Raw genomic sequence first — 13,109 nt, forward strand, 5'->3', positions numbered from 1 at the left:
TGCCGTCTATCTAAACACTGTCAACTGCGGCATTGGGCTGTGCTTCGTCAGCATAAGCGCCACTAGTTCCGACTAAAAACAAAACACCTGATAACAAAAGTGTCCCTATGGCACCATATGCCTTAGATGTTTTTATAGTTCCGTGACCTTTAACTCTCATAATAATCTCCAATAAACTTTTTAATCTTTAAGTTTATTCTATCACTTTTTATGAAAAAGCGTTTTCTTATTTTCCGTTTATTACAAAAAATCCCCGCTAAAATAGCGAGGAATTTATTTATCTGTTTTAATCTTCACTTGCTTCATCAATAAGTTTTTGCCCATTTGTTGCAAGAACCTCTTTATACCAGTAGAAACTGTCTTTTGGTGTGCGATTTAGAGTTCCATTGCCTTCGTCATCCATATCTACATAAATGAATCCGTAGCGTTTACGCATTTCACCTGTACCTGCTGAGACGATATCGATACAACCCCGCGTAGTGTATCCAATAAGGTCGATGCCGTTGTCAATAGCATTTACCATGGCATTAATTTGTGCACAGTGATAATCAATACGATAATCATCGTGAATTGAGCCATTTTTGACAACCATCAATGGAATTTCATAGCGGTCATAGATTTTTTCAAGATAATATTGAAGTCCCATTGGGTCATGCGCTCAACCCCAATCAGAATAAGTCAAGTATGAATTCTTAGCATCAGCTGAGAAGTTACCTGAAACTTGCTCTCCACCAGTGTGAGTTGTCACATTGTTTGACATGTAATATGAGAAAGTATACATATCAACTGTCCCACGTTTCAAATCTTCAAGGTCTTCTTCTATAATATACAATTCAACATTGCGCTCTTTCCAGAGACGTTTGGCATAAGTCCCATATTTTCCTTTTGCTTGGACATCACAACAGTAGTAAATGCCTGATTGCCATTTGTGTTCATTAGCAAGGATATCCGCTGGGTCACATATGGCAGGATAAAATGTAATACCACAAATTATATTTTCAATCATGAAATCAGGATTGATGGCATGCCCAATTTGAACAGCTTTAGCTGACGCTACAAATTGATGGTGAAGAATTTGATAACCTTCTTGATAATCTGCATCACTAGCTTTTGAGCCAAACATATCAAGGAAAATGGTTTTGTTATTAATTTCATTGAAAGTCAACCAGTCTTTAACCAAGTCTTTATATTCGTTAAAAATAACCTCACAATAACGCATATAAAAATCAATGAGTTTACGATTTTTCCAGCCACCATAATTTTCTTCTAGTGCTAATGACGTATCAAAATACCAAATAGAAACTAAAGGTTCAATGTTATATTTACGGCATTCTTCAAAGACAGAACGGTAGAAATCAAGTCCTGCTTGGTTAGGCTCTTTATCATCACCATTTTGGAAAATACGTGCCCAAGAAATTGACAAACGAAAAACAGAGTAGCACATTTCAGCAAACATCTTGATATCTTCTTTGTAACGGTGATAAAAATCAACAGCCACATGGTTTGGATAATGCTCTGTAACAAGCACGGCATATTTAGCACCTTCAGGAATCTTACCATTATGCCCCATAGCTGGCGCTTTACCAGGTTTACCATCTTTGTCGATATAAGTCATGTAACGTGGCGCGTTTACAGACCCACCAGTTGTCACATCAGTTGCAACAAGTCCTCGACCATCTTCATTATAAGACCTTCGGCTTGGTTAGCAGCAATGGCTCCGCCCCAAAGAAAGTTTTTTGGAAATGCTTTTGTCATATACCTTTTCCCTCTTTCAATTAAGTACAGTAATAGTATACCGTTATTTGAAAGCGAAATTTTGCATTATTATCTTGGAAAATGATACCATCCCACTACAAATACACTGACAAAATTTCAGACACCACACGATAACCAGTGACATTAAGGTGAAGGCCATCAATTGTACAAGTTAGTGGCAAATGACCACTTTCGTCACACAAGGAATCGTGAATATTGAGGTAGGTTACACCTTCTTTTGACAAATTAGATAGCAAATTATTTAATTGATTGATGCTATCATTATTACGATGATTTGGTGTGCGAACAAATCTTGGTGACTCATTCATTGGAAAGACAGAAAGTAAGATAATCTCAGTTTCAGGCAATTTTTGTTGAATAGTAGCCATGATTGTCTCAATTGTTTCACACACTTCTTCTGGATGTCTGATCTTTAAATCATTAACCCCAATGAGCAAAACTACCTTACTTGGACGCAAATCTAAAACCTGCGTATGCAGATGTTCTAAGAGCTGCAAACTGTTAATCCCATGAACACCACGGTTATAAAGCGGAAAATTAGATATCAGCATTTCGTGAATTGGAAAATATTCAGTGATAGAATCTCCAGCAAAGACAATATTTGGCTGTTTTACCAGTTTGTTCAAAGCGTCGTATTTTTCCCACAACTGTACTTGTTGGTCAGCTAAAACTTTGTTGCGAAATTCTGTCACATCAGCTTTGTGATATAGTTCTTGAAAACCAGTCATAGTTTCTCCTTTTGTGACTATTCTATCACGAATCACCCTCGTTCAAAAAATGATTAGCTAAGACTTGTAAGACACCATTTTCTTGATTTGACGGAGCTTGATAGCTGGCTACATTTTTAATTTCCTGTGGAGCATTTGCCATAGCAAAAGAGTATTTCGCCAGTTTTAACATCTCAATATCATTGCCACCATCACCAAAAACCATCAGATTTTCAGGACCATAGCCCCAGTGATTGAGCAAGAAATCAAGGCCAGTTCCTTTATGCACATGCGATGGAATGACATCAATACAACCAAAACCACTAGAGGTTGCCGTTAGTTGATAATCCGCAAATAAAGTGTTAATTTCATCTCTCACTTGGAAGGTCAATTCATCACGAACCAGTAAAGTGACTTTAAAATAATCATCATCAGGAATTGGATGTAGATTATCAACGTATTTTAAAACAGGCAAATAATAGCTAAGCAAATCCTTAATTTTTTTCGGTGTCGACTTTGGCAAGTATGACGATGCCTTTCCTGCCAAGTTAATCACCGTATCAGGATAATGTTTCTCGATATAATTAACCAAAGCTGAGATAGCTTCTACTGTTTCAAATTCTTCCTGCAAAGTTCGACCATTTTCAATGATGTGACCGCCATTTTCAGCCACAAAAGACATTAGATGTTTATGTTTGGGAAATTGTTGGATAATCTGACGATACTGATTACCACTTGCCACCACGAATTTGATGCCTTCTGCCATAAAATGATCAAACAAACGCTCAAATAAAACCTTATCATAAGTCTTTTTATCTGTTAAAAAGGTTCCGTCCATATCGGTTGCAATTACTTTTACTATCATAACACCCTCCTTGTCCCCTATTATACGCTAGTTTTCTGAAAAAAGCTTTGAGTATATTCAGAAAAAATGATACTATGACACGAAAAAATCTAACCTCCCTTTCATTTCAAGACAAAAAAGAACGGGTAACACCCGCTCTTAATTTTTATTAAGCTTCTACGCTTTCTTCTTTGAGAAGTTTCAAATCGTACATTTTAAGGAATGGGAACCAAACAAAGAATGCTGCTAGGGCACAGACAAGAGCTGTGATAACGGTACCGATGTTACCACCAGTTCCGATGTAAGCACCAAGACCGATTGGAGTTGGCCAGGGAGTTTGGAGGATTGATACTGCGGCAAAGCCAATTTTGATTGACCAGTATGCGATTGAAGCAGATACGATTGGTGCGATAATGAATGGAAGGGCAAGAATTGGGTTGTAAACAACAGGAAGACCAAAGATCAACGGTTCGTTGATGTTGAAGATTGCAGGAACCATAGCTGCACGACCAAGCATTTTAAGTTGTGATGATTTAGCTGCTACTGCAAGCCATACACAAGCAAGAAGCATTGCACCAGAACCACCCACGATAACGTATGAGTTTGTGAATTCACCTGCAAAGGCAATGTGAGCTCCGTCAACGTTTTCTGCCATGTTTGACAAAAGGATTGGGGTAACAAGACTCATGACGATGTTAGCACCGTGGATACCTACAATCCACAAAACGTGAACAAGAAGGTAAATAACCACAATACCAAGCCAAGAGTTTGCGATGTGACGAACGAAACCAAATGGAATAGCAACAACGTTGTAGATATCAGTACCAAGAGCGATGAATACACCATCGATAACAAGAACAACAAGAGCTACGAAAGCACATGGAATCAAAGCTGAGAATGAGCGAGAAACACCTGATGGTACAGCATCTGGCATTTTAACAACCCAGTTACGTTTGATACATACACGGTAAAGTTGAACAGCAAGGATAGACATTAAGATTGCTGTAAACATACCAGATGTTGACAAACGAGCCAAGCTGTTACCACCAACAGTCCAACCATTGATTGTAGCACCTTTGACGTTCAAGTAGTCAAATGCACCATTTTTAACAAGCAATTCTGGAATTGTCAAGAAGAAGGCAAATACTGAAAGTAGAGCACCGTATACTGGATCAACGTTCAAATCTTCTTCATCAGCAAAGATTTTTGTATACTCATAACCAATAACAATGGCAAAGTATAGAGACAAGATACCCATTGTACAGTTGTAAGCTTGCAAGTAAAGAGGTGCAATTTTATCAACTGAGTTTGCCCAAATTGATGTTAAGGCAGGAATTGGAAAGGCTTGTGGGATAATGCTCAAGACAAGGAACATAGATCCGACGATAGTAAACGGAATACTTGCCATACCAGCGGCAACAATTGCACGAACAGGACGCCAAGCAGATATTTTAGCCATCGGCCCCATCAAGTACTTTTCTAAAAATTCAAACATTTTCTTCTCCTCCTAAAAACTGTTGAATGTTTGTTGTTAACTAATTGATTGATGCCAAATATTTTTGAATGCGATAGTATTGTTTATCTGAATTACGATTGATACGAGCGATTTTTACTAACATCCATGATGAAATCATAATCCCAAGTAAAAGCATCACGATGAGAAAAACTTGAGTTGTACCATTTTCAGATAAGAATGGATAAAAACTATGATATTGCTTAAATACAGTGGCAATAATTAAAATGGTATTTAAAGCAATGATTATTTGGAAATAAAATTGCGTCTTAATCGCAGGTTTTTGTTCCCTTGAATACATTCGCGATTGTTCCCACATACAAATGGCACCAAAGGCAGCCATAAGAACTGGAATGATAACTAGACTGAAGTTACTAGCAGATAAGAACATCAAAATCCAGTAGAGATTGATGAAAAAGAAGAAGGCAACGACGTAACGAATGAGAAAGTATCGTGTGTAATACATGTTTTTAATCCTGTTTTCACGTCTTGTAGCATCTAATTCTCTTTTTTCCTTTTCTGTTAAAGCAGCCATAGCTATCTCCTTTCTTGACTAACTAACCAATTTTTTTGTATAATTCTAACATTTCAAGTCCAACTTCACGAAGAGTCATTGTAGTCATCAAGTGGTCTTGAGCATGAACCATGATGATTTCAACATTAACTTCTTTACCACCTGCATACTCTTGGAGCAAGTGTGTTTGTGATTGGTGGGCTTTTAATAATTCGTCATTTGATTCTTTTAACTTTTCTTCTGCTAAGGCATAGTTTCCTTCGCGCATCGCATCGAATGCTTCGTGGACGATTGAACGTGCGTTACCAGAATTTAAGATAATCTCAAATGCTGCTACTTGCAATTCTTCTGAATTCATATAACTCCTACTTTCTTTTTAAATCGTTAAAAATATTTTTTTAAATTCATCAAATGATTGGCAAGCTAACATTTGTTCTTGAAGTTTTGGATTATCAACCAAATCAACAATGGCAGATGTCAACTCTGGTAGTCCATCATTATCATGAATTGACATTGACATTAAAAAGATAATTTTGATTGATAGATATTGTTCATCCCATTTCACACCATTTTTGACAATTGCTACCGCAAAATGATGTTTGCTACCGACGGCTTTCAAAGGATGAGGTACGGCAATGTTTTTCCCGAATACAATGGAACTCATAGATTCCCGCTGTTTCATCATATTAAGAAGTCGTTCCTCAAATTGCTCATTTTCATTTTGTGAAATGCTCTGAGCTAGTTTTTGCAATACCTCTTCTTTTGAAGCGTCCGATAGTAGAAAGAAATAGTCTTCTGAGAAGTAATCATCAAACACATCGCTTACACTGAGTTCTGATTGACGATTTTCTACATTTGCTAAAGACCTATTCAAATTAGAGATTCCCTGTTTAATATCCTTTAACTCTTCATCATTTAAGAAAACTGAAACCGTAAAGACTGGAATATTGAAAATCAAGTTTGATAAGGCAATAGAAGAAACGATAAAATCAATTCCTTTTAACTTTTCATCGTTGATTTCATAATAACCAATCACATCCGTAATCGAAACCAAGTTCCCGAGCTCGTTTTCAATTCGGCTCTTAAGCATTTGAGCACTGCCGTATCCCGTAGCACAGATGACAAGAACATTGTATTTACGTTGTTCTTTGTATCTTTCTTTGGCAGCCATAAAATGCAGAGCAATGTAGGCGATTTCATTTGGTGATAAAGTGTAAGCACTGAAAGTTGGCATATTAGCTACAACACGTTCAGCTAGTTGATACATGTCGCGATAATTGGCTTTAATTTCCGCTGTCAAAGGATTTTCCATAACAACCCTATTTTGCAAGCGAATGAACATAGTTGATAGATGAGCAAGTAAGCCCTCAATCAATTGGAAGTCATTCTTAACAGTTGGATTAATTTGGTCAATACTGTCAATCAATTCCTGACGTATCTGCTCTTGCAAAACTTCTGAATTGTGACAAGCACTCCCGTGACCTTTTGAAACCAAGTGGAGAGTAATATAATCAACTTCATCTGCTGGAAAATCAATGTGCGTAGATACTGAAACACGTTTTAAAATATTTTCAGCAATTTGACGTTCTGCCAAACCTCTCAGTACCAGTTCATCTTCTGACACCTTGCTAATGCGAAAACCTTCGGTAATGCGACGAATCGCTAAAGCAATGTGGATGACTAGATTTTGAATCACAAAGTCTGATAATTTAAGACCACCTTCCCGACATTCATCCAGAACAATGATGGTTAACTCTTCAAAAGAAATCTTTTGATTAAGCAGCTCATTGTCAACATATGAATGCATGGTGTTAATAAAACCAGAATCAATAAAGTAATCCATGATGAAACGACGTTTATCACGTTCTTGTCCTAAGACGTAAACCCCTTTATTGGCTTTGCTTTCAATTTTCAAATGATAAGGTTTAAATTTTTGTCTTATCTTTTTAAAATCACTAGATAATGTTGATCGACTAACAAACAACTCATCAGCTAAATCATCAAAATAAATTTCATTTTGTTCAAACAAAAGTTTATTTAGCAGATAATTGTAACGATCACTGATATCAGTAATGTTTTGGTAGTTATTGTGATGGTCATTGATATGATTTTCCTCTAAGAAATCAGCATAAGCATCATCATCTACGATGTCTAACTTGTAGCCGTAACCTTGTTTGGAAACCAAATCAATGCCTGAGTAAAAATCTAATTTTTCAATAAGTGTTTTATAGTAAGTTCTAATTGTTCTATCCGAACATCCTAATTGCGCTGCTAGTTCTTTACTAGTAACGAATTTATCCTTATCTTTAATAAGATATTGAATAATCTGCTTTTCTTTTTTATTTAACACAGAAGAGGACACCTCCAAGTACCATTAGAACTATTATATCACAACGGGTATTAGATGTTTTCTTTTACCAAAGCTGCCATTTTTTCAATACCCATTGGGATTGGAATGTAAGCTTGTGGTGGAATTTGAACGATTGGTTTGTTTGTTTTAGCAGCTGCATCTGCCAATTGTTTAAAGTTCATTTTAGTTTGTGGGCTGACAAGGTACAAATCGTATTTATCAGCTTCGATACGTTTTTGTCCTTCTGGAACCCCAACAGCATCCATTTCAATATCTTCACCTTTTTCTTGAAGATATGTCATTGTTTTTTTAGCAATCATTGATGATGACATACCGCCTGCACAGATAATTAAAGCTTGTTTAGCCATAACGTTTAATCTCCTTTGTTTTTTTGTTTACACTGATATTATATGAAAACGCCATCATTATGTAAACGCATTCTTTTTCCTATGTGATGAGGAAAAAAATAAGACCACTACGGAAAATTTCCGTTTAGATACAACTTTTTTCCGTAATCAAATTACAATCACTACGGAAATTTGCTGTAAATTTTCAGTTTTTTTAGAAAAAAAGAGCCAGACTAGGAAAAACTAGTCTGACTATCTTAAAAGAATTCAGGAATAAATAATTTTGTATAATTCACAGAAACTTGATTTTCTTGCAAGCCTAACTCATCAATAATTAGCTTTTTCAATTTTTCATCGTTCATTATAGAATAAACGCGATAGCTTTTTGAATCTTTGTGAAGCACTTGAATCGTATCAGCAATCTTTTGATTAGCTAAAATATCAGGAAGCTCATTAGGATTTGAAGAGGTGATGATATATGGACCACTCATTCGTTGACCTTGACTATCATAAACTTTTCGATATTTGCTAGGCAAAAAGTAAACAAGAACAATCAGAACTAAAAATACGATAATAATAACCCATTTAATGCTCTTATTCGTCATCTCCTAAACTACATCATACCAAGGGCACCTGATAGTTGGGTTGGGCGGATATAAACTTCTTCGTCTGACAAGTGATAATCTGTCATCAAAACCTTTTTCAATTCCACATCGTTGAGATGTGATTGAACGCTACAAGTATCATCTGATGAGCCGACAACTCTAACTTTTCCTTTAAGGTTGGCAATGCTTGCTAAATCAGGTAGTTTTGCACCATCTTTCATGACGACCACATAATCACAACCAAATGTTTTTGCTACCCAAAGTTGATTTCTAACGCTGTATACACCAGCTACAATAAGTACAATAAGCAAAACAATCAATAAAACTTTCAACGTCATTAATCTCCTTTAACCTGTTTTTTTGAAGTATTTTTTTAAACTTCAAAAAAACAATTATTTTTAAGAAAAAATGTCATAAATATTAACATAAAATTGGTAGTTGTATTTTTTCTAAATAGTTTTAGCCATCCCTTAAAAATAAATCTTCCCAACTGGCATACGATTTACTGAGTAATCTCGACAGACACTTGAGTCGAATCCAGTTGATAATCCTTCATCAAAGTTGTTTTCAGTTCGGTATCATTAATCTGTGATTGTACCTTGCAAGTGTCGTCTGTTGCTGAAATAATCTTAATCTTTCCTCCAAGATTATCATTTTTTATCAAATCTGGTAACTTCAGTCCATGATGCATGGTAATGGTGTAATGGTAACCAAAGCGTTTGGTCACGCCCATTTTGATTTGAACAACACGAACAATCGCGAAGATTAACAAAATTCCAAAAACAATTGCTAAAATCGTCACCGTAATAACCCTCACCTCCTTGTTCCTAGCGGAACACTCAAATTATACGATTACTATAATCCTTTTTGAAAGCCCTGTCAATTATTTTCTGTAAGGTTTCTTTTCAGGAATTAAATAGGAAGAATCTACTGAAAAACTTTTACAAAAAGTCTCCAAAACATTGATACAACAACATTTCAAAGACTTTTAAAAATTATTTATAAATTATTTTACAAATAAGGATAATTCCTGCTAAGGCAACTGAGATGGTATTGGCAACAATTAAAGCTGGATCTGAAACAGAAATTCCATGTGCCAACCACAATGCCATCCCAGTGACTGACATGGTATACATGCCAAGTGAAATGGATTCAACGTCTTTGGTTTTTAAAACCTTGATCATTTGTGGCAAAAAACCAAATGTTGTCAAACAAGCCGCAATATACCCAATCATAAAGACCTACTCTCTTCTTATAATCATGTAAAAACCTTCGTAGGGTAAGAGATTACACCCCCACAAAGGTTTCAAAATAATAACTTAATGGATAACTTTAGACTTCTTCACCGTTAGAAGCAATGACTTTCTTATACCAATCAAATGACAATTTTGGTGTACGTTTGTAAGTACCGTTACCTTCGTCATCTTTATCAACATAGATGAAACCATAACGTTTGCGCATTTCACCTGTACTTGCTGAGACAAGATCGATACAACCCCATGGAGTGTATCCCATCAAATCAACACCGTCTTCGTCGACAGCTTTAATCATTTCTTTGATGTGAGCACCAAGGTAATCAATACGATAATCATCATGAACCATGCCATCTTCTTCTACTTGGTCAATAGCACCAAAACCATTTTCCACGATGAAAAGTGGCAAGTGGTACATATCAGTAAACCAATTCAGGCTATAACGAAGACCTTCTGGGTCAATTTGCCAACCCCATTCAGACGCTTTGACGTATTTATTTTTAATCAAATCTTCTGTTTCAAGGTAGTCAAAGTATGGGTTGTTTTCGCGGTGAGAATCGATTGCAAATGACATGTAGTATGAGAATCCGATGTAATCAACAGTTCCCTCTTTCAAATCTGCCAAGTCTTCTTCAGTCACATCAACATTGATTCCTTTACGTTCCCAGTATTTAAGAATATGATTTGGGTAGAAACCATGAACGTGTACATCAGTGAAGTAATAACGTTTTTCCATGGCTTTTTGTGCCATTAGAATATCTTTTGGATTACATGTTGCAGGGTAAATTGGACACATGGCAATCATACAATCAATTTGAAAATCAGGGTTGATTTCACGACCAATTTTAACCGCACGCGCAGATGCTACCAATTCATAATGAGCAGCTTGATACATAATTGCTTCGCGGTCATCGCCTTCTTTGTAGACAATACCAGAGTTTGTAAATGGTGCAAAATCTTCTTGATAGTTTGCTTGGTTATTGATTTCATTGAAAGTCATCCAATATTTAACTTTATCTTTGTAGCGACGGAAGCATGTTTCTGCAAAACGAACAAAGAAATCAACCAATTTACGGTTAGTGAAACCACCATATTCTTTAACCAAGTGATATGGCAATTCAAAGTGAGACAAAGTAACAACAGGTTCGATACCGTGTTTTAAGCATTCGTCAAATAAATCATCGTAGAATTGCAAACCTGCTTCATTTGGTTCTAATTCATCACCATTTGGGAAGATACGTGTCCATGCAATTGATGTACGGAAGCATTTGAAGCCCATTTCAGCAAACAAAGCAATATCTTCTTTATAGTGGTGATAGAAATCAATCGCTTCGTGGTTTGGATAATATTTACCTTCAACCACACCGTCAGTGATTTCACGAGGAACACCATGACGACCAGCTGTCATCACGTCAGCAACACTGAGTCCTTTTCCTCCTTCTTTCCATCCACCTTCAAGTTGGTGAGCAGCAACTGCACCACCCCACAAAAAATTATCTGGTAACTTAGCCATTACATATCCTCCTTGTTTAATACACTGTCATTATAGCAAGCGGTTACAAAAATGAAAATAGAAAAAATTTCCTAAGTCATTAGGAAATTCCTTCTATCTAGTTAGTTTTTCATTTTTTGAGAATGAGGACTAAGTCCCACAAAAAGAGCAACAAAGCTAAGACAAAAAGGCCATTTGATAGGATTTCTAAGTTTTGATTAAAACTCAAAATCACAGCACTTATCAATACGGCAAAAAAGAGCAAACTCAAAACAAAGCGGTTAACCACACGATTAAAAAACTTAATACGGTTGGTGTAATCGTATAAATCATGGTTAACTAAAATACGTCCATTTAAGACTTGTTCCAGGAGTTGATTGAGACGACGCGGGATATTCTTACCATTTTTTAGTTGATAAAATAGCTCGATAAGCAAGGTTTCTTTGTTCAAAGCTTGCTTAAGCATGTCAGGTCCCATATTTTCTAGGAAATAATTCTTAGCAAGGGTCATGAGGTCAACTTCTGGAGCTAATTCGCGGAAAATGCCTTCAATTTGCAGAGCAGCTTTTTCTAAAATGGTAATCTGTGGTGACGCTTTGAGTCCGTTTTTGACAAAGACATTTAACAAATCTTCAATCAAATCTGTGATAGACAAGACACCAATATCTAGGCTAGAATATTTGGCCAGCATGCGTTCCACATCTTGGGCAAGCGCTGACTTGTTCATGGACGTGTCAAAGCTTGTGATAGACAAAATACCTTTCATCATACCTTCGATGTCTTGTGCTGTAAAGCTATAAAGAATATCATTTAAGGCCACGCGCATGCCATTATCAAGTTTTCCCATAATCCCAAAATCAATAAAATAAATCTTATCGTCTGAGATAAAAAGATTACCTGGGTGAGGGTCTCCATGGAAAAATCCATCTTTAAAGACTTGCTTAATAAAGCTAAGCATGAGTTTTCGACCGATATCTTCAAGGTCATAACCCGCCTTGATTAACTCATCATAGTGATTGATTGGAATCCCTGAGACGTAATCTTCAACAATCAATCGTGGCGTCGTAAACTCACCATACACCTCTGGACTGGCAATACATTTACTTGATTGGTTCAATTCAGCAAAGGTAATCATTGCTTGTGCTTCATTGCGAAAATCAATTTCACGTGTCAAGCTTTCTTTGATTTGCTGCAAAACCTCTGGTAAGTCTACCATTGGAAGGAATGCTTTTGGGATACGTCTTGAAAGGCGAATCAAAAGTGTCAAGTCTTCCTCGATAATTTCTGGCAGATTTGGGCGTTGAATTTTGATAATAACATCTTTCCCATTTAGCAAACGAGCTCGATGCGTCTGAGCAACTGAGCCACTAGCAAGTGGCTCAGGTCTGATTTCAGAAAAATACGCAGAAACAGGACCAGTAAGCTCAGCCTCAATGGCTTCCATGACCAATTCCGTTGGAAGTGGAAGTACATTGCTCTGTAACTTGCTCAATTCTCTAACATAAGCTTCTGGGAAAATATCACTTCTTGTCGAAAGGATCTGACCAATTTTAACAAAACTTGGTCCTAATTTTTCAAACGCTAAGCGAAGCTCACGAGGCGTTGATTTATCTTCTGCTGCTTTTCCTTTTTCGATTAAAGAGGTTAACCCTACTGAACTAAAGGCACCAATGATTTCTCTTAAGCGTCTACCTGACATAACCCACCA

The 13,109-nt window shown here is 36.5% G+C and carries 14 protein-coding genes and 1 pseudogene; all 15 read right to left on the bottom strand.

The genetic code is table 11. The features are described from left to right. Positions 1-10: 10 nt before the first annotated feature. A complete protein-coding gene (locus tag DQN23_RS09060) occupies positions 11-160 on the bottom strand; it encodes a hypothetical protein (protein WP_167394759.1) in 150 nt (49 codons plus the stop codon). A 126-nt stretch (positions 161-286) separates the two neighbouring features. Next, a pseudogene (locus tag DQN23_RS04805) lies at positions 287-1,755 on the bottom strand (family 1 glycosylhydrolase). A gap of 95 nt (positions 1,756-1,850) precedes the next feature. Continuing rightward, entirely contained in the window at positions 1,851-2,504 is a 654-nt protein-coding gene (locus tag DQN23_RS04810; RefSeq protein ID WP_058813975.1) for a GDSL-type esterase/lipase family protein, read from the bottom strand. A gap of 25 nt (positions 2,505-2,529) precedes the next feature. Next, entirely contained in the window at positions 2,530-3,348 is an 819-nt protein-coding gene (locus tag DQN23_RS04815) for a Cof-type HAD-IIB family hydrolase (RefSeq protein WP_111712829.1), read from the bottom strand. A gap of 148 nt (positions 3,349-3,496) precedes the next feature. Continuing rightward, positions 3,497-4,822 carry a PTS cellobiose transporter subunit IIC gene (celB, locus tag DQN23_RS04820; RefSeq protein ID WP_111712830.1) on the bottom strand — a complete coding sequence of 442 codons (1,326 nt, stop codon included), beginning with the start codon at positions 4,820-4,822 and terminating at the stop codon, positions 3,497-3,499. Between the two features lie 40 nt (positions 4,823-4,862). Further along, positions 4,863-5,375: a hypothetical protein gene (locus DQN23_RS04825; RefSeq protein WP_111712831.1), complete on the bottom strand. Its 513-nt coding sequence runs from the start codon at positions 5,373-5,375 to the stop codon at positions 4,863-4,865. A gap of 22 nt (positions 5,376-5,397) precedes the next feature. Further along, positions 5,398-5,712, bottom strand: coding sequence for a PTS cellobiose transporter subunit IIA (locus DQN23_RS04830; RefSeq protein ID WP_020916861.1), 315 nt, complete (start codon positions 5,710-5,712; stop codon positions 5,398-5,400). An 18-nt stretch (positions 5,713-5,730) separates the two neighbouring features. Next, a complete protein-coding gene (locus DQN23_RS04835; protein ID WP_111712832.1) occupies positions 5,731-7,704 on the bottom strand; it encodes a BglG family transcription antiterminator in 1,974 nt (657 codons plus the stop codon). A 50-nt stretch (positions 7,705-7,754) separates the two neighbouring features. Next, on the bottom strand, positions 7,755-8,072 hold the full coding sequence (locus DQN23_RS04840) for a PTS cellobiose transporter subunit IIB (RefSeq protein ID WP_020916863.1): 318 nt from the start codon (positions 8,070-8,072) through the stop codon (positions 7,755-7,757). 236 nt (positions 8,073-8,308) lie between these two features. Then, positions 8,309-8,656, bottom strand: coding sequence for a hypothetical protein (locus DQN23_RS04845; RefSeq protein WP_020916864.1), 348 nt, complete (start codon positions 8,654-8,656; stop codon positions 8,309-8,311). Between the two features lie 8 nt (positions 8,657-8,664). Continuing rightward, positions 8,665-8,994 carry a hypothetical protein gene (locus DQN23_RS04850; protein WP_111712833.1) on the bottom strand — a complete coding sequence of 110 codons (330 nt, stop codon included), beginning with the start codon at positions 8,992-8,994 and terminating at the stop codon, positions 8,665-8,667. A gap of 164 nt (positions 8,995-9,158) precedes the next feature. Next, positions 9,159-9,458 (bottom strand): hypothetical protein, encoded by a 300-nt coding sequence (locus DQN23_RS04855; protein WP_020916866.1) that lies wholly within the window; start codon positions 9,456-9,458, stop codon positions 9,159-9,161. 193 nt (positions 9,459-9,651) lie between these two features. After that, positions 9,652-9,891, bottom strand: a complete 240-nt coding sequence (locus tag DQN23_RS04860; protein WP_014334819.1) for a SemiSWEET transporter — start codon at positions 9,889-9,891, stop codon at positions 9,652-9,654. Positions 9,892-9,988: 97 nt separating this feature from the next. Further along, the gene (locus DQN23_RS04865) at positions 9,989-11,422 is read right to left on the bottom strand and encodes a 6-phospho-beta-glucosidase (protein ID WP_111712834.1); all 1,434 of its coding nucleotides are present in this window, start codon (positions 11,420-11,422) and stop codon (positions 9,989-9,991) included. A 109-nt stretch (positions 11,423-11,531) separates the two neighbouring features. Continuing rightward, complete coding sequence (locus DQN23_RS04870) at positions 11,532-13,100, bottom strand: ABC1 kinase family protein (RefSeq protein ID WP_058832968.1); 1,569 nt, start codon at positions 13,098-13,100, stop codon at positions 11,532-11,534. Positions 13,101-13,109: the final 9 nt, after the last annotated feature.

Source organism: Streptococcus lutetiensis, assembly GCF_900475675.1.
Lineage (GTDB): Bacteria > Bacillota > Bacilli > Lactobacillales > Streptococcaceae > Streptococcus > Streptococcus lutetiensis.